At 72.5% G+C, this 17,305-nt stretch carries 15 protein-coding genes; 3 read left to right on the plus strand and 12 right to left on the minus strand.

Annotated elements, in window-relative coordinates; genetic code table 11:
• The first annotated feature begins 58 nt into the window (after positions 1-58).
• Together AB0D32_RS24260 and AB0D32_RS24265 are read left to right on the plus strand one after the other, a co-directional pair.
• A complete protein-coding gene (locus AB0D32_RS24260; protein WP_357094459.1) occupies positions 59-826 on the plus strand; it encodes an RluA family pseudouridine synthase in 768 nt (255 codons plus the stop codon).
• Between the two features lie 282 nt (positions 827-1,108).
• A complete protein-coding gene (locus AB0D32_RS24265; protein WP_357094461.1) occupies positions 1,109-2,059 on the plus strand; it encodes an alpha/beta fold hydrolase in 951 nt (316 codons plus the stop codon).
• Here the strand turns inward: AB0D32_RS24265 and fxsT are convergent.
• From fxsT to AB0D32_RS24325, 12 genes are all read right to left on the minus strand, one after another.
• Positions 2,053-5,964, minus strand: coding sequence for an FxSxx-COOH system tetratricopeptide repeat protein (gene fxsT, locus AB0D32_RS24270; RefSeq protein ID WP_357094464.1), 3,912 nt, complete (start codon positions 5,962-5,964; stop codon positions 2,053-2,055). The two genes, AB0D32_RS24265 and fxsT, sit on opposite strands and share 7 nt — an antisense overlap.
• A complete protein-coding gene (locus AB0D32_RS24275; RefSeq protein WP_357094466.1) occupies positions 5,961-7,172 on the minus strand; it encodes a TIR-like protein FxsC in 1,212 nt (403 codons plus the stop codon). The genes fxsT and AB0D32_RS24275 overlap by 4 nt, the downstream gene beginning before the upstream one ends.
• On the minus strand, positions 7,159-7,836 hold the full coding sequence (locus AB0D32_RS24280; protein ID WP_357094469.1) for a TIR-like protein FxsC: 678 nt from the start codon (positions 7,834-7,836) through the stop codon (positions 7,159-7,161). The genes AB0D32_RS24275 and AB0D32_RS24280 overlap by 14 nt, the downstream gene beginning before the upstream one ends.
• Before the next feature lie 77 nt (positions 7,837-7,913).
• Positions 7,914-8,711: an AAC(3) family N-acetyltransferase gene (locus AB0D32_RS24285; protein WP_357094472.1), complete on the minus strand. Its 798-nt coding sequence runs from the start codon at positions 8,709-8,711 to the stop codon at positions 7,914-7,916.
• Entirely contained in the window at positions 8,708-10,993 is a 2,286-nt protein-coding gene (locus tag AB0D32_RS24290) for an FxsB family cyclophane-forming radical SAM/SPASM peptide maturase (protein WP_357094510.1), read from the minus strand. Before AB0D32_RS24290 ends, AB0D32_RS24285 begins: the two co-directional genes overlap by 4 nt.
• 314 nt (positions 10,994-11,307) lie before the next feature.
• Positions 11,308-12,210: a DUF4231 domain-containing protein gene (locus AB0D32_RS24295; RefSeq protein WP_357094475.1), complete on the minus strand. Its 903-nt coding sequence runs from the start codon at positions 12,208-12,210 to the stop codon at positions 11,308-11,310.
• Between the two features lie 70 nt (positions 12,211-12,280).
• Positions 12,281-12,727: a SitI3 family protein gene (locus AB0D32_RS24300; RefSeq protein ID WP_357094478.1), complete on the minus strand. Its 447-nt coding sequence runs from the start codon at positions 12,725-12,727 to the stop codon at positions 12,281-12,283.
• Positions 12,728-12,741: 14 nt separating this feature from the next.
• Positions 12,742-13,164, minus strand: coding sequence for a hypothetical protein (locus AB0D32_RS24305; protein WP_357094513.1), 423 nt, complete (start codon positions 13,162-13,164; stop codon positions 12,742-12,744).
• A 155-nt stretch (positions 13,165-13,319) separates the two neighbouring features.
• Positions 13,320-13,847: a DUF6244 family protein gene (locus AB0D32_RS24310; RefSeq protein WP_357094481.1), complete on the minus strand. Its 528-nt coding sequence runs from the start codon at positions 13,845-13,847 to the stop codon at positions 13,320-13,322.
• A gap of 159 nt (positions 13,848-14,006) precedes the next feature.
• Positions 14,007-15,065 (minus strand): tryptophan--tRNA ligase, encoded by a 1,059-nt coding sequence (gene trpS, locus AB0D32_RS24315; protein ID WP_357094485.1) that lies wholly within the window; start codon positions 15,063-15,065, stop codon positions 14,007-14,009.
• Positions 15,066-15,152: 87 nt separating this feature from the next.
• Positions 15,153-15,329, minus strand: coding sequence for a hypothetical protein (locus tag AB0D32_RS24320; protein ID WP_357094487.1), 177 nt, complete (start codon positions 15,327-15,329; stop codon positions 15,153-15,155).
• A gap of 42 nt (positions 15,330-15,371) precedes the next feature.
• The gene (locus AB0D32_RS24325; protein WP_357094489.1) at positions 15,372-15,821 is read right to left on the minus strand and encodes a PRC-barrel domain-containing protein; all 450 of its coding nucleotides are present in this window, start codon (positions 15,819-15,821) and stop codon (positions 15,372-15,374) included.
• Between the two features lie 441 nt (positions 15,822-16,262).
• Between AB0D32_RS24325 and AB0D32_RS24330 the strand changes: the two genes are divergently transcribed.
• Entirely contained in the window at positions 16,263-16,526 is a 264-nt protein-coding gene (locus AB0D32_RS24330; RefSeq protein ID WP_357094491.1) for a hypothetical protein, read from the plus strand.
• Positions 16,527-17,305 lie beyond the last annotated feature (779 nt).

Genomic DNA, 17,305 nt, shown 5'->3' on the forward strand with positions numbered 1-17,305 from the left:
TGCTATCCTTCGTCGGCGACACAAAGCGGTGCAGGACAGTTCGGGAGCCGAGGCGATGATGACCACCTTCAGTTGGTCGGAACTTCGGCGGGATCCCGTCCACGAGGACGACCACCTTCTCGTGCTCGACAAGCCCCCGGGCATCTCCGTGATGGGCGAGCGGCACGCCGAGTCCCTGACCGACCTGGCCGCCGCCGCCGGGGAGCCGGTGCACTGGGTGCACCGCATCGACAAGGTGACCTCGGGACTGCTGCTGCTGGCCAGGACGCCGTCGGCGCACGCGTCACTGACCCGCCAGTTCGCCAACCGGGGCGCCGACAAGCGCTACCTGGCGTGGGTCGAGGGGGCGGGGCTGCCCGACCGCGGCACCATCGACCTGCCGTTGCGGCCGGGCCGCAAGGGCACCATCCGGATCGCGGGAGAGCGCGAGGCCATCCGCTACGACGACGACCGCCGTCGCTTCGCGTTGCCGGAGTCGGCCGTCGACCGGTCCAAGCCCTCTTACGAATCGCGTACGGAATTCGCCACGGCGCTGGTCAACGGTGACCGTACGCTGCTGGTGCTCAAGCCGGTCACCGGCCGGCGCCACCAGATCCGCGTCCACCTGGCGTGGCTCGGTTTCCCGATCGTCGGTGACCCGCTGTTCCACCGCGGGCAGGCGGACCAGCGGACGTACCTCCACTCGTGGGGCTGCGAGATCACCTGCGACTGGCGGGGCGAGCCGCGCACCCGGTTCTGGGCCGCGCCCGGCGAGGAGTTCCTCGACGTCTTCGCCGACGGAGGGAAGCCCCGCCTCGACGAAGCCCTCGACGCGCTGACCGGCTGACGGCGCGGAGCAGGGGCCGCGCGGGTTCGGCCCCGCATGGTCCGGCCGTGGCCGGGCCGGAGCCGTCGCCGGCGTCCCGGTCGACGGGGCCGCCGGAAGTTCCAGCCGAGGTGGGCCGTAGGTGTCGTTTCCGACAGATCCGGCCCCATGTTCCCGCTCGGCATAGCGGCGCAGCGGGCCCGACCATTAGGCTCGATTGCTGAGTGGAGCCGCCGCACATCGTCTCCACTCGATACCGGGTTGCGAGTATTGGCTGGTTGCGGCACCGAAGGGCAGGACGGAGTGACCCGATACGGCGAGCCAGGGGCCGACTTCGCCGCACGCGAGGACAGCAGACGCGTGGCGTACGAGGTGACCGGCGCGCCCGACGGCTTCCCTGTCTTCCTGCTCCACGGCACACCCGGCAGCCGCCGTGGCCCGAAGCCCCGCGGCATCGTGCTCTACCGCATGGGCGTACGGCTGATCGCCTACGACCGGCCCGGATACGGCGACTCCGACCGCCGCGAGGACCGCGACGTGGCCGACGCCGCCCGCGACGTGGAGGCGATCGCCGACCACCTGGGCGTGGAGAGGTTCGCCGTCGTCGGCCGCTCCGGGGGCGGCCCGCACGCCCTCGCCTGCGCGGCCGACGACCGGCTGCGCGGCCGGGTGACCCGGGTGGCGGTGCTGGTCAGTCTCGCCCCGTGGAACGCGATCGAGCTGGACTGGGTCGGCGGCATGAACACCGGCAACGTCCGCGGGTTCGGGGTCGGGAGCCCCGACACCGCCGCCGTGGTCGAGGAGATCCGCCAACGCGCCGAGCGGGCCGCCGCGGACCCGCGGCTGCTCCTGGCGGACCTACGGACGGAGATGAGCACGGCGGACCGCCGGGCGGTCAACGACCCGGCGCTGCGCCGGCTCATCACCGACACCTACGCCGAGGCGCTCCGCTCCGGCCCGTACGGCTGGATCGACGACGTGTTGGCGTTCCGCCGCCACTGGGCGTTCGACCTCAGGGCCATCGACACCTCGGCGACGCCGGTCCGGCTGTGGCACGGCGCCGACGACAACTTCGCCCCGGTCAGCCACGGGCGCTGGCTGGCCGCGCAGATTCCCGGCGCCGAGATGGAGGTCCGGGCCGGGGCGGCGCACTTCGACGCGGTCGAGGAACTGCCACGCATCCTGCGCTGGCTCGTCGACCCCGAGCCCGCGTTCAGCGCCGACCTGCTGATCGGCGCGCGGCCCGGTCAGTAGGGGTGCGGGTCGAGCACCCGGCGCACGTACCGTCCGTCGCGTAGCACCACGACGCTGGGGTGGTGCTGCCCGATCCGGTTGGCGAGCCGGTCGGCGATCCGCATCCGGCCGATGCTCACCCGCCCGCCGGACAACGCCTGGTGGGCGGTCTCCAGGTTGCCCCGGCTGCGCAGCGTGTCCGGGTGCTCGGCCCCGAGCACCTCGGTGAGCTGTTCCACCACGGCCCGCAGCCGGTCGCGTCCCTTCTCCGCCTCCCCGGCGAGGATGGTGAAGACCGCGACGTTGTTGGCCGCAGCCATGGCGAACGGGTGCCGGTCGCCGAGCGTGGTGAGCATCGCCTCCGTCGTCGCCTCGGTGAGCGAACGGCCGGTGCCCGTGTCTCCGGCGTCCCACAGGGCCACGCCCAGGTTGATCCGGCAGACCTGCGAGTACGGGTGGTCGGCGCCGAACACCCGGACGAAGCTCTGCTCCACCTCGCCCAGCTCCGTGAGGGCCTGTGCGCTCTGCCCCTGCAACATCAGGTTCGCCGTCCGGCTGAGCCGGCTGAACAGGGTGTCGGGGCTGGCCGGCCCGAGGGTGGCCTGGAGCCGCTGGTAGGTCTCTTCGAGCAGTTGGGCCGCCTCGGCGATCTCCCCGGTGCTGCGCAGCGACACCGCCAGGTTGGCCTGCGCGGTGAGCACGTCGCGCGAGTGGTCGCCGAAGAGGTTCCGGTAGCCCGTCACCACCTCCCGCAGCAGCGCCACGGAACCCTCGTAGTCGCCGGTCTCCCGCAGGTCGCGGGCGAGGTTGTTGGCCGACGCCAGAGTGTTCGGGTGCTCCGGGCCGAGGACCACCCGCAGCCGGCGGTTGGTGGCCTCGTCGCCGTCGAGGGCCCTGTCGAACATCCCCATCAGCCGGTAGGACGCGGCCAGGTTGTTCGCCGCGGTCAGGGTACGCCGGTGGTCCTCGCCGAACACCTCGACCGACGCGGCGTACGTCCGCAGGTCACGCTCCAGGGCCTCCCGGTAGCGGCCCAGGGTACGCAGGTCGGCCCCGTGACCACCGGCGGTCATCAGCGTGTGCGGGTGACTGTCGCCGATCAGCGCCTCCTGCTGGCTCAGGGTGTCGTCGTCCAGCCGGTGGGCCTCCTCGAACCGGCCGAGGCTGCGCAGCACGTTCGCCCAGTTGAACCGCAGGTGCAGCAGTTGGACGCGCAGCTTGCGGTGCTCCAACCCGTCCGGCGGCAACTCCGCCAGCAGCGTCGACCAGACGGCCTCGGTCTCCCGCGCGTACCGCTCGCCCTGCTCGTAGCCGCCGTTGACGTAGATGTAGCGGACCCGGTCGATGACCAGTTGCCGGACGTCGTCGTCCCGGCAGGAGATCGCGTCGGAACCGTCGAGGTGCGGCCAGAGCATCCGGAACCGCTGCCGGTTCGCCGGGTCCTCCACCTCACCCGGCGGCCGTGACCCGGCGAGGATCTGGTGCACCTCGTGCTTGGCCGTCACCAGCTCGTCGTCGGACATCCGGGCCCGCAGCGCGGTCTGCAACAGCCGGTGCACCTGCACCCGGTGGGCGTGCGGGTCGAGCTTGATCAGCGCGAGCTTGTTCATCCGCTGCACCAGCGCCGCCGCGATGTCACGTTCGGACACCCGGTCGGCGACCCGGGCGGCGACCACCGGGTCGTACGGGGCGATGACCTGGGCCACCTGGTCGCCGTAGAGCAGGTCGAGGGAGATTTCCGGGGCGAGGACCGACGCGAGCTGGAGGAGGCGGTACGCCCCCGGGGAACCGTCCCGCAGGCGTTGCAGCGGGAGGTCCCAGACCTCCGTCTCCAGGCCGGTGCGGCGGAGCCCGGCCAGGTATTCGTCGACCGGCGTGCGGGTGTCGGCCAGCCACGCCCCGACCGTCGCGACGAAGATCGGCACGTTCTCCACGGCGTCGGCGACCTGCTCGGCCTCGGCGACGCTCATCAGGTGCTCGCCCAGGCGGGCGCGCAGGTGCGCCACGCTCTCCGCCCGTTCGAACGCTTCCACGTCCACCGCCCGCGCCAGGTCGCCCCAGTCCGGGTTGCGGGTGGTGACCAGCACGTGGCCGTTGCCCTGCGGCAGGTAGGGCCGGACGTCCTCGTACTGGTCGGCGTTGTCGAAGATGAGCAGCCAGTGCGGCGGCGGGCTGCCGTCGGCGCGGCGCTCGGTCTGCCCCAGCCGCTGCCGCAGGGCGCGGTTGGTCTCCGGGATTGTCGCCTGGCTCGGCAGCCCCAGCTCCTCGCTGAGCTCCGTCATGATCACGTCGACGAACTGCGGCGGGTCCGCCGCCACCCACCAGATGATGTCGTATGCGCCCCGGAACCGGTGGGCGTACTCGATGGCGAGCTGCGTCTTGCCGAGACCGGGACCGCCCCGCAACGCGACAGGGGTTCCGCTGCCGCCCGACGCCCTCAACTCCTCCCGGAGCGTGCGCAGCAGATCCTCGCGCCCCGTGAAGCGCGCGTTGCGGGCCGGCGCGTTGAAGACCGTGGCGCGTACCCCCGGGAAGCGGGCGGGGCGCAGGCCGGCCGCGCCAATCGTGCGCCCGACCAGCTTCAGCAGGTGCGTCGCCGCGTCCTCGGCGGTGAGGTCGTGCACGGCCGTCCAACTGCCCACCGGGACGTCCGCCACGGGCTGGGTGTCGTCGACGTGCACGGCCAGCCAGGCCGACGCGCCCCGGTCGCCGTCGGTGCCGTGGCGGCCGCGCCGGGCCGCCAGGTAGGCCCGGGACACCAGCCGGACCTCGCGGAAGGCCGCACCCGCAGGCTCGGGCGCCGGCCCGTCCAGCGAGGCGGTGACCACCCGCAGGTCGGCGGAGTTGAGTACGGCCTGCGCCCACTCCGCCCAGACCTGGTCCTCGGGCACGTGCCGGAGCAGGATCAGCTCGTCCACCACCACCGGCTTACGCTCGAAGCGCTGCACCGTCCGGCGGCGCACCTGGTCGTCCATCCTGGGCAGGCCGGTGATCCTGCCGTTGGTGATGTGGCTGGTCAACGTCTCGTACGCGGACAGCAGGGTGGTCCGGCCCCCCGGCTCGTCGCCGAACGTCGCCAGCGTCTCCTCGTAGGCGTAGTAGGCGCGGTAGGGCACCTCGACGGTCAGCCAGTAGGCCTGCCGTTCGCCGTCGGTCATGCCCCCCGGCAGGCCGGCGAACCGCTGCATGGCCAGCAGGCGGCCGGCGTCCCGCTTGGTCTTCTCGCCGTCGTCGACCCGCATCGGCACGGGCAGCACCCGCCGCGCCCGGCGCCCCTCGTAGTCGCGCACCCGGGCGGCCACCGCGGCGGCGCCGTCGATGCCCTGGTCACTGAGGGTGAAGCAGTCGACCAGGACGTCGGGCAGGTGGATGGTGCAGATCTCGGCGACGTCGCTGATCCCGGTGCGGCTGTCGATGAGCGCGTAGTCGTAGTGCCGCTTCATGTCCTCGCGCAGCGCGTCGAAGAACTGCGCGCCGCCGAGCCGGTTGTAGAAGTTGTCCCAGTTGAGGCCGGTCACGCTGGTGGCGTAGTCGGGGTTGTGCCGGCCGGCCAGGAGCAGGTCGAGACTGCCGCCGCCGGGAAACTCCCAACCCACCGAGAACGCGTACCGGTGGACCCGGGCGTACTCCCGGTGCCAGTCGCCGGGCCGGGGGTCGGCGCCGGTCTCCTCGCGCCGGCGGGCGTTCTCCCACTCGTAGTCCAGGATCAGGTCCATCACGCCCCCGGTCGTGGCGACCTGTTCCGGGTCGAGGAACGGGGCGTAGAACCGGTGCAGACCGGGGGACTCCAGGTCCCAGTCGGCGACGAGGACCCGTTGGCCGTTCGCGGCGAGGATCCAGGCGGTGTTGGCCAGCGCCATGGTGCGGCCCGTACCGCCCTTGTAGGAGTAGAAGGTGACGACCTGGCCTTCGCGCGACGGCGTCATCGCTCTTCCTTCCCTCGCAACATGTCGAACGGCCGCACCGGTGACGGTCCCGGACCGGATCCCGGCGGGCTGCCGGACGGCCGGGACGGCCGCAGGCTCGGCTTCGGGGTGGCCGGCCCGGTCGGTGGGTCCACCGGCCCGTGCCGGAGGAACTGCTTGCGGGCCTCGGTCACCAGCAGCGGCGCGCAGCGCTCGAACTCGTCGATCGCGCGTGCCGGCAGGACCCGGGGGAACCCGGCGTCCTGCAACGTACCGGCGATCGACTCGGGTGCCGACTCACCACGCTCGTGCCCGGCGGCGATGACCAACGGGACGACCCAGCGGGGTAGGCCGTCGAGCGCGCCCCGGACAGCTTCGGCACCGGTCGCGGCGTCCACGAGCACCACGGTGGGGCTCGCCGGCGCCAGGGTGCGGGCCGCCGCCAGGTCGACGACCCGGGTGGGCAGGCCGAGCCGCTCGGCGGTCGCGGCGACGTAGTCGGCGACCGCCAGCTCGTGCTGCCCGGCGTACGGCCGCCACTCCGCGTGGTCGGTGAGGGCGGTGATCACCAGCGCCGGGCCGTCGCTGTCGGTGACCGGGTGGCTGGACAGTGTCGCCGCCCGGGAGCGGGTCAGCGGCTGGGTCTCGGCCACCGTGACGATCCGCTCCGCCAGCGCCGCGAGGACGTGCCGGTACTGCCGGTGGTAGGCGCTGAGCTTGCAGAGGGCGCGCAGGCCGTTCTCGGCGTAGTCGGCGCGGTCGTCGGCGTCGCGTACCAGGTCGAGGGCCCGGGTCGTCTCCAGCCGGTCGCCCCAGGAGGGCAGCGGGAGCCACAGCACCGGCAACAGGTGCTGCTCGGCCTGCGCCGGGGCGAGCCGGGTGAGCCGGCTGCGGAACGACTCGCGTTCGCCGAGGGCCCACGCGTTGCGGAAGTAGTTCGGTGAGTGCAGCGGCACGAAGACGTGCGCGAGGCTGAGCGCCTCGGTGAGGGTCTGCCTGAGGTCGGCCCCGGGGCTGACCTGGCCGTCGAAGAAGCCGGTGTCGAGGTCGCCGCTCCGCGTGGCGATGCGTCGGACGGCGGCGGTGAGGTCGTTGAAGAACCGGCCGACCCAGTAGTCGGTGTCCGGCCGGCCACCGGCCGACAGCGGCACCGAGTGCGCGTAGCTGAGGAAGAAGTAGGTCTCCCGGCGAGGTGCGGTGCGGGCCGGGGCGGAGTCAGGCCACGTCATGGCCGCCCTCCTCGAACGTGGTGCGCAACTGCCGCACGTCGGTCGGGACTTGAGCCTGCACCCAGTGCGTCTGGTATGCCCGGGCGATGCGCTGCGCCAGCCGCCAGACCACCGCGTCGTAGGCGGCCTTGCCGGTCTCGCCGAGGCTCAGCAGACCGTAGATGCCCTCTTCGTGGTATTGCGGGGCGATCTCCGAGGGTAACCGGGTGGGGGTGAACATCTGCCGCCGCGACACGGCCTCCGGCAGCCGGCGACGGTCCACCACCGACCAGTTGACCGGGATCACCGGCGTCTCCCCCACGGACGGGTCGGCACCCGGCCGGGTCACGATCGGCCGGCGGGTGAACGCGTCCCACTCCCGGGCGCACCAGGCGCTGTTGAGGTAGTGCGTGGAGATCAACGGGATGAAGACCTGGCAGTGGCCGGCGGCGAAGGCGAGGTCGTCGGTCCACACCTGCCCGCCGTCGAGCATCCGGTCCATGAAACCGGCGGTGCGCCCCGGGCCGAGGCCGAGCAGCTCGACGACGTGGTCGGACAGGTCGACGAAGAGCTGGAAGACCTTCTGGTTGGTGTCCCGTGGCGCCGCGACCTGGTTCTTCTTGTGGGCGTAGCTGAGGAAGAACACGGGGGCGCTCTCGTCCTCCCAGAACGTTTCCTCTGCCACCTACCGCTCCCGACCGGTGCAGCGACTTCCGGCCGTCCACAGTATCGACCGCGGCCAACCCCGCGCTGCCCCGTTCGTCACCGGCGGTGCTCATCCATCCACCCTCGGGCGAAGTCGACGGCCGTCCGGAGGCCCACGAGCCGGCAGTCGGCGCCGCCGACCCGACCGGCCCGCACCGGCCCGGCGTCCGTCAGCGCCCGGCCGATCAGCGGGAAGTCGGTGTCGTGGAGGTCCGGGGCCCGGAAGTCGCGCCGGACCCGCCGCCCGGCGGCGTCGCGCACGTAGCACCGGTACGCCCGGTCGGCCGGCGGCCGGCGCAGCCGGTACTCGGCCAGGTGGAACGCCGTGCAGACGGACCAGTCGACGCCGAGCAGCAGCACCACGGCGTCGGCGGCGTAGAGCGCGCCGAGGGGCGAGCGGTCACCGAGATGACAGTCGAGGTCGTGGGCGGCGGTCAGCCGGGCCGCGTCGGGGCCGAGGGCGGCGAAGGAGGTCTGCGGATGCCGGCTCCGCGACGCCCCCGACTGCCGGCGTACGTGCTCGGCGAAGATCCCCATGCCCTCGGCGGGGCTGTGCTGCGGGTCGAACGGCGCGATGGCGGCCTCCGCCGCCGCGACCTCGGCGGCGGTCATGCCGGCGGTCGCCACCCGGAACGGCCGTGACGTGGTGGAGTTGCCGGCTGTCTGGGCCGGTACGACCACCGTGCCCGACGCGCCCAGCACGTCGCGCAGGGCGGCCAGCAGCACGGCGGGGCCCCCGGCCACCCGACCGACCCGGGACAGGGCGCAGTGCACCAGCACGGCGGCTCCCGGCGGCAGTCCCAGCGCGCGCAGGTCCGCCGTCAGCGTGTCGCGCCGGAGCGGGCCGGCGGTCACGACCACCCGTCCACGGCGGTGCGCATCCCGCGTGCGAACCGCTCGCCGGCGGCGGTCAGGACGCCGAGATCGAGCAGGGCGTCGAGGGCCCCGTCGGTCCAGGCCCGGTAGCGACGGAAGTGCCCCTCGGCGGCCGGGCCGGGGCGCCGCCGCCACACGTCGGCGACCGCCAGGTGGGCGTACACGCCGTGCAGCACGCCCTCCACCGGGCGGGGGTCGTCCCGCCACGGCACGCCCAGCGTCCGGGGGTCGTCGCGGTCGAACAGGTCGCAGACGTCCAGCACCGCGCTGAGCTTGAGGTGCTGCACCTCGTGCACCAGCAGCACGGCGAGGGTGGCGTCGTCGGGCACGGCGGTGACGGCCACCGCGCCGAAGGCGGTGCCGGCGGCGGCGCTGCGGAACCGGCCGGTCGGCTCCGCGCGCAGCGGCACGACGGCCCGCAGCAGGGTGCGTACCCCCGCCCCGTAGCCGGTCGCCTCGGCGTCGATCCGTCGCACCGCCCGCTCCACCTGCCGCGTCCAGCGCAGCGCGGCGGCGCCGGACAGCCGCGGTTCGACTGGCAGGTCGTAGCAGTCCCGGTGCGGATCGGTGTCCTCCAGCAGCAGCTGCCGCCCCCCGCCGACGCGGACCGGACGCACCGGCAGCCAGCCGTCCGGCCCGTCCTCCCGGGCCGGGTCGCCGTCCACGTGGTCCCCGCCGGCGTCGGCGGTGACCCGCCGGCCGGCGAGCCGGACGTCCCCGTCGTCGGTGACGAGCCGGACGACGCCCCGCTCGGCGTCGACGGCGAGCGCGCCGAGCGTCGGCAGGCTGACCACCCCGTCGCGCACCGGGACGGGCAGGTCGGCCCGGACCCGGGCGCGGACGGCGGCGGCAGCCGCCACGCACGCCAGGTAGGACAGTTCGGCCGCCCCGTCCCGGCACCGCCGGGCCCAGCGGCGCACGAACGGGTGGGCCAGCACGGTGCGGACGGCGTCGGGGTGCGCCTCGTCCAGGTGGACCAGCAGCCGCCACCCGTCGGCCGCCACCGGATCGCCCGCGGCCCGCTCGCTGAGCGCGACCAACAGGGCGCGTACCAGCGCCAGGTGGACGGCGGCGAGCTGCTCCGCCGAGCCCGCCGTGCCCGGGCCGGCGGCGAGGTCGTCGAGGACCCGGGGACTGAGCGAGTCGGTGGGGCGGGCGGGCCCGTCGGCGACGGGGGTCGTCGTCACCACCCGGACGAGTTTCAGCAGGTCCGGGCAGTAGACGGACGGGTTGTCGAAGCCGTTGCCGGCGCGGTACCGGTGGGCGTATAGCCCGCCGCCGCAGTGCCCGACCACCGGGCACGCGCGACAGGTCGCGCAGAGGCCGGCAAGACCGGTCTGCCGTACGGCGATCGCCGGGTGCGCCGCCGCGTCGTCCACCCCGTGCCGGAAGACGTCCAGGCCGGTGGCGGCGGCGCCGTCGTAGGCGGACTTGAGCGAGTCGACCTGCTCGAAGGTGCCGTCGGCCTCGACGACGACCAGGTCGGCAGGGCCGAGCCCGACCGCCTCGCTGTGGCTGCCGTGCCCGGACGCGGTGGAGAGCAGGGACTCCAGCAGGCGGATCGGCACCGGCCGTCCGTCGGCCAGCCAGCGCCGGTGGATGGCAAGCAGCCAGTCGGCGTACGGCGTGGCGACGCCGTCGGGCCGGCCTGGCGGACTGTCCCAGTTGGCGTGCGGCAGCAGGAAGTCGACGTGCGGCGGCTCCTCGGCCAGCAGGGCCTCGTACACCCGGATCGGGTCGTTGGCGAGGTCGACGGTGCAGAGGATGCCCGCGTAGCTGCTGCGGTAGGCGGGGCTGCGCAGCAGCGACAGCGCCCGCAGCACCTGGCGGTGGCTGCTCGCCCCGTTGGCGTGCCGGCGGTGCCGGTCGTTGGCGGCCCGGTCGCCGTCGAGCGAGATCCCCACCTTGACGTCGTGGGCGACCAGTACGTCGCACGTCGCCGGGGTGAGCAGCACACCGTTGGACTGCATCCGCAGGTCGAGCCGGACCACCGGGTCGATGACGCGCCGCAGGGTGGCAGCGGTGGCGTCGAGCCGGGCGGCGCCGGCGAGCAGGGGCTCACCGCCGTGCAGCACCACCCGCACGACGTCGAGCCGGTGCGCCGCCGCGTGCTCCGCGATCCGGTCCGCGACGGCCGTCACGGTGGCGGGGGCCATCATCCGGGGCTGGCGCCGCCAGGACTGGTCGGGGTGTTCGTAGACGTAGCAGTGGTCGCAGGCGAGGTCGCAGCGGCTGACCAGCTTGAGCACGTACTGCGTCAGCGGGGCGACCCGGCCCGTCGGCTGCCTGCCCGGCCCAACCGGCTCAGATCGCAGAGATGAAGGCCGCGACGTCGACACGGGCCGGACGATCCTCCCTCCGGCTGGTCACGTGGGCGACGGACCGGGCCCGGTCGAGAGAGATCCGGCCGAGTGGGGTGCGCCGGAGGTCGTCCAGTGGCGGCGGGGTCGGATCGGGCTGGCATACGGTGCGATCCACGTCGGTTCCCCCATTTTGAGTCGGGAGTGGACGGACAGCCGTCTACGACGACGGCAGGGAGGACTATCGACGATGCTATATGGCACAACCTGTGATGTCACGGCTGCGCAGCGCCATCCTGCTCGATCATCTTCGCCATCCACCCCTCGTTGGACAGCGAGATGATCCGCTCCGCCTCGGCGACGAACGCGGCGTCGTCGGCCCAGCCCAGCCCCGCCTCCCGGGCCGTCCGCAACCGGGCCAGCTGGTCGGCGGTGCGGGCGTACTCGATCTGGTGGTGCTCGTACTGCTGGGCGTATCCGTAGCCCACCAGCGCCGTGGACACGGCCGCCGCGACACCGATCCAGGCGGTGAGCCCGAGGCCGTCGCCGAGCACCCCGACCGTCGCGGAGAGCAGGGCGGCGGCGACCGTGAGCCCCGTCGCCGCGTACCGGAGCCGCCGCGCGGCACGGGCCATCCGGCGGGCCGCCGGCAGGTAGTAGCCGTCGATCTGCCGCTGCACCCGTTCCGTCACGTAGGTGGTGACGTCGGAGACGGCCGGCAGCGGCCGGACCGCCGGCGGCACGTTTAGGGTACGGCCGACCAGGTCGCCGGCGTCGTCCATGAGCGCGTCGAACCGGCCGAGCAGGACGGCCTCCCGGTCCGTACCGGCGAACGGGGCGACCCCGGCGAGGTAGCGGTAGGTGTCCGCCTTCAGCGATTCGGAGACCGAGCGGAGCCGGGTCCACGCGTGCACCGCGTCCCGGGAGGCCCACCGGGCCGCCAGCGGCACCAGGAGCAGCGCCGCCGCCGCGACGATCGCGAGCGCCCGGCCCACCCCGGAGTGGGCCTGCCCGAGCTGGTTGGCGAGGGTGCCGCAGACGGCGGCGCCCACCGTGAGCGCGGCGACGGTCAGGCGGGCGCGGGTGATGACGCGCTTGGCCTCGCCGGCCGCCCGCGACCACGCCGCCTGCCGCTGCCAGACCGTCGCGACCGTTGCCGGAATATCGAAGTTCGCCACGATCGGATGGTAGGACGGCCGCGCCCGCGCCACGGGACCCGAGATGGACAGCCGACCGGCGGCCGGCCGGTCAGCCGGGCAGCAGGCTGTCGTACGCCTCGTCGTACCAGTCGGCCTCGTTGTGCCGGCGGATCGTGCCGTCGACCCGGGTCAGCAGCAGCCAGTTGTCGTTGAGCACCAGCGCCGCGTCCTCGGGCCGGCTGGCCAGCACCCGACCCACGGTCCGCAGCATGTGGGGCCTGCCCTTGTCTGCCAGCGTGTCCTTGCGCATGTGAAAGCCGATGTCGACGTGGGTGGCCGGCTCCCACACCCACACCGCCCCGTCTGCCTCCGCCTCGTAGTAACCGTGGCTGCCCGACGTGATGCTCACGACGAACCCGCGTTCCTCGTTGAGATCGGCGCTGAGCAGGCGGTTCCCGGCCGGCGTGGGTGTCTCGGCGGCGCCCGGAGCGGCGAGCCCGGCCACCAGATCCAGCGGAACTTCGCCAGCGAGTGTCAGTCGATAGGTGATGGACATGTGTTCGGCCTTCCTCAGTCCCGCCGGACGATCTGGACGATGGTGCCGTTCCGGGTGACCGCCACCAGTTCCTTCAACGCCGGTACCGGCCAGTCGGCGAACTGCTTCTGCAGGGCGGCGAGGTTTCCACGCCAGTCCTTGAGGTTCAGCACCACGCGCTGCGTCTGGGCGTCTTTGATCTTTCTCGTGACAGCGCTCCCGACGGCTCGCACCGAAGTGGTGGGAGCGGGAGCGTAGCAATCGAAGACGTGTCCCTCGACCAGGTAATCCGGTGATCTCTTCGGATCGACGACGTCGCCGGTGTCCAGCAGCGCCTTCGCGATCTGCTGTTTGGTGGGGTTCTGGTGCACCCGGTAGCCCCTGTCGGCGACCCTGTCGGCGCCGTCGTTCTCCAGTTCCAGGCTGCGGCGTTCACTCGGCCTCTCGTTGGCCGGGATCCGGGTGCGTGGTCCGGTGGGTGCGCCGCCGGGGGTGCCGGTGGCGGGCCTGGTCCAGGGGGTCAGGCGGTGGCCGGCGGTGTCGTCCGGCATGGGAGAGGTGGGGGTCGGAGCTGTGGTGGTGGGGCTGGTCGGTGTGGTGCCGCCAGCCCTGGTCAGTTTCCCGCCGACCCCAGTTGCCGTGCCTCGGCGATGGCCGTCTCGACCGTCTGGCGGGTGGTGGTGGTGCGGTGGGCGACCGTCGTCAGGACCTGCTTGATGCTCTCCAGTGACTGCAGCAGCGGCCCGGGCTGGCCGCCGTGCAGGACGGTGGTGACGAGTTGCCGGGTCTGGTCGACCTGGGCGATGGTGGCGGCGGCCGTGTCGCGGATGCCGTCGACGGCGGCCTGTACGGGTGTCAGGCCGGTGATCGTCTCGTGTGGGCTGGCCTGCTGCGGGACGGCTGTGGTCGTCTTCGTGGCTTCGCCGATGGTGTTCGCGAGGCTGCCCAGGCCACCCCGGATGGCCGAGACGCCGTCGCGTACGCGGGTCAGGCCGGCGGCCACGGCGGCGAAGCCGGCGGCGGCGGCGCGCAGGGCCACCTCCTGCGCCTGGTTGTCGGCGGCGGACGCCAGTGCCTGTGCCCTGTCGACACCGGTCGTCAGCGTACGCAGTTCCCCAGTGATCTTCTCGATGTGCGACACGCGGCCGACTTCCCCGATCGACGACAGTGAGCTACCCGAGACTGAAACCTAGCGACAAGTGCCCTGGGCCGCCAGAGAGTGGGGACGGGCGGGCCGCAGGATCCGGCCCGGAACCGAGGTAGCCCCCGATCCCGGGCCGGGCGCCGGTCGTACGACCGCTCAGGCCGGCGTGGTCGCGGCCTTGCGGTGCCGCTCGGCCCGTCGGCGCACCTGCGTGTACGCGCTGGTCAGCCCCATTGCCCGGCGGACCTCGACGAGCGTCTGCCGCACCTCGCGGCGGGTCCGTTCGGTGCCCTCGAAGATCAGCTGGTCGACCAGCCCGGGCTCGGCCTCGATCCGGGCCCGGCGCTCCCGGACCGGGTCCAGGAACCGGTTGAGCGCGACGGCCAGTTTCTCCTTCACCTCCACGTCGCCGACCCGCCCGGCCCGGTAGCGCTCCTTGAGGTCGTCGACCTGGGCCCGGTCCGGGTTGAAGATGTCGTGGTACGCGAAGACCGGGTTCCCGTCGACGGTGCCGGGCACGTCGGCGCGGATCCGGTTCGGGTCGGTGTACATGCCCATCACCGCGCGACGGACCGTCGCCGGATCGGCGGAGAGCGCGATCGTGTTGCCCAGGCTCTTGCTCATCTTCGCCCGGCCGTCGGTGCCGATCAGGATCGGCGTCTCGGACGCCATCGTCTCGGGCACGGGGAACACCTCCCCGTAGAGGTGGTTGAAGCGCCGGGCGATCTCGCGCGTCACCTCCACGTGTGCCGCGTTGTCCTTGCCGACCGGGACGACCTGCCCCTTCACGCAGAGGATGTCGGCGGCCTGGAGCACCGGGTAGCCGAGCAGCCCGTACGGCATCTCCTCCTTGCCCGCGGCGCGGGCCATGTCCTTGAGTGACGGCACGCGTTCCAGCCGGGGCACCGTGACCAGGTTCTGGAAGAGGGTGTTCAGGTCGCCGACCTCCGGGATGGCCGACTGGAGGTAGAAGGTGGCCCGCTCGGGGTCGATGCCGGCGGCCAGGATGTCGGTGACCATCTCCCGGGCGTTGCCCGCGACCCGCTCGATGTCCTCGCGGGTGTTCCGCGTGGTGAGCATGTGCAGGTCGGCGATGATGAAGAAGCTCTCGTAGCGCTGGTGCAGCCGCACCCGGTTGGCGATGCTGCCGACGTAGTGGCCGAGGTGCAGGCGTCCGGTGGGACGGTCCCCGGTGAGCATCCGTGGAACGGACATGGTGGTACGCCTTTCGTGTCTGGTGGACGAGGTGTGCGCGGGCGCGCGCCGACCGGGGATGTCACCCGGGATCGGTTCGGGGTCGGCTCAGAGAGCCGACCGCCATCGCGCGCCGTCGCGGAACCGCAGCCCAACGGCACGAAGAACGTCGATGATCCGCTCGCGACCGTCGTCGGAGCAGGTCGGGAAGGTGGTCACGACGCCGAGCGGAAGGCCGTCGAGCGGGTCGACGACCTCCGGCGCGTAGCTGATCGACCGGACCATGCCACCCACGGTAGCCGGTCCTGTCCGTGGCCACGCCCCTGCTCAGCCCTGCCGGTAGGTCTCCCGGTAGTAGTCGCCGACCCGGTCCCGGTAGCCGGGCTGACCGTACGCGTCCGGGTCGAAGGCCGGTGACTCCTTGACCTGCTCGCGGGTGCGGTCCAGGTGCACCGTGCGGTCCAGGTGCTCCACCCGCCTCACCGTCCCGGCCGGCAACAGGACCCGGCGGCCGAAGATCCATGGACCGGTGTCCACCACCAGCCAGCGGGCGTCGGTGTCGTCGCTGGCCTCGTCGACCGAGCCGATCCGCCCGTCGGTGGCCTCCACCCGGTAGCCGACCAGGTCGAGCGGGGTGCCGGGGCCGGGGGCGTCCGGCCCGTCGCCGCCGGACTCCGGCCGGTCGGGCGGGGCGGAGTCGGTGGCGGCTCCGGAGTATCCGCCGGCGAGGGCGGACGGGTCGCGCCAGGTCCAGGGGTTGAACGTCGACGGCTGCACGGGTCACCTCCGATGACGGTCTGCGCCGGTCCCGCAAGGCAGTGCCCAACCCGCGCCGACGGGAAACAACGCGTCCTTCTTCGGCTCGCCCGCGTTCGTCCGACATTCGTTCCGTAGCCCCGGAGCGGACCCGTTTCTGTTACGGAAATTGCACCCCGGCGCGGTCAGACGGATGCCCGGCCCGGCACCGTCCACCTGGTGTTCTTCTCCGAAGCAGCGATCGAGGGAAGACCGGTGGTAGTCGCTCGTATCCCCTTTTCCGTGCCATCCCGTGGCCACGCGATCGGTGCCATCGCCGAAATTCGGAAATGGCGAGCCGGGGTTCCGGATGCCCGTCGCGGCTGGCACCGCGAGGCGCCCGTCGCGCCGGATCCCGTGACCTGCGCCCTGGCGTACGCCGGCCGGCCGGGCCGTTCGATCGCGCTGGCATACTTGGCAGCCATGGTGCTGTCGCGAGGCTGGGCGCTCTTCCTCACCGGGGTCGGGATCTGGACCTGGGTGATCTGGCCGAGGTTCGCGGTCGCCATCTGGAAGGACCCGCGGTCCTGGTCCACCGGCACGGTCGGGGAGTTTCCCGCCACCGGCTTCCTCTGGATCCACGCCCTGCTGATCGTGGCGTCCCTGGTGATCGGCTCCACGGTCGGTGTGCTCGGCGTCCGCGCCTGGCGGGCGGCCAGCAGGCGTGCCGACCGCCCGACGCCCTGACCGGAAAACCTGGTGGCTTCCGGGTACCGACGCTCTCCACCCGCAGCTGTCCGTCGCGGAGCTTGGGTGCGGTTGGCGGCAGCGCACTGGCGCTGAGCAGGTGGGATAGTCAGGCGGGAATGATGTGACCGGGGACGCTACCCCCGGATTTGACGTTCAAACCCGCAGACGCGTAACTTTCTCTCTGCCAGCGCGGAACGGGGCAAAACAGGGCGAAGGTCCTGACCCCGAACGAAGCTGGTGCCGGGTCGGACGGGAGCAACTCCTGGAAGACATGGCCCCGGGCGGGGCTCGCCGGATCTGCCGCGAGGCGGATTTGGCGCAGCGGAGCCGACCGGGTAAGGTTCACGGCCGGCAGGGAACCGGGCGAGCTCGCGGGAAACCGCAGAGCGACCGGTCTGCCAAATCCGATGATCAATCGCAGCGGTACGCCGCTGTGCGCGGTCTTCGATGCCTACCCGCACGAAGCACGACAGACCGGGACAAACGGTTTGACACGGCGGAGACGGTCAGGTAGCGTAGTAAAAGTGCCCGGCGCGGGAGCGGCGGGGATGTGAACGGTTTGCCTCGGTTGGGGTTCCACGGTGTGGGGTTCTGGTCGGTGTGTGGTTGTTCTTTGAGAACTCAACAGGGTGCTTGATAAGCCAGTGCCAATTTGTTTATACCCGGGACTGGTCGGACCGTATGGTTTGGCTGGTTTTGGATTCCTTTGGCAACACTTTTTGTTGTCGGGACAGTTTTTCAACAAGTTTTTGTTGGAGAGTTTGATCCTGGCTCAG

Source organism: Micromonospora sp. NPDC048170, from assembly GCF_040652795.1.
In the GTDB taxonomy this organism is placed as follows: Bacteria; Actinomycetota; Actinomycetes; order Mycobacteriales; family Micromonosporaceae; genus Micromonospora.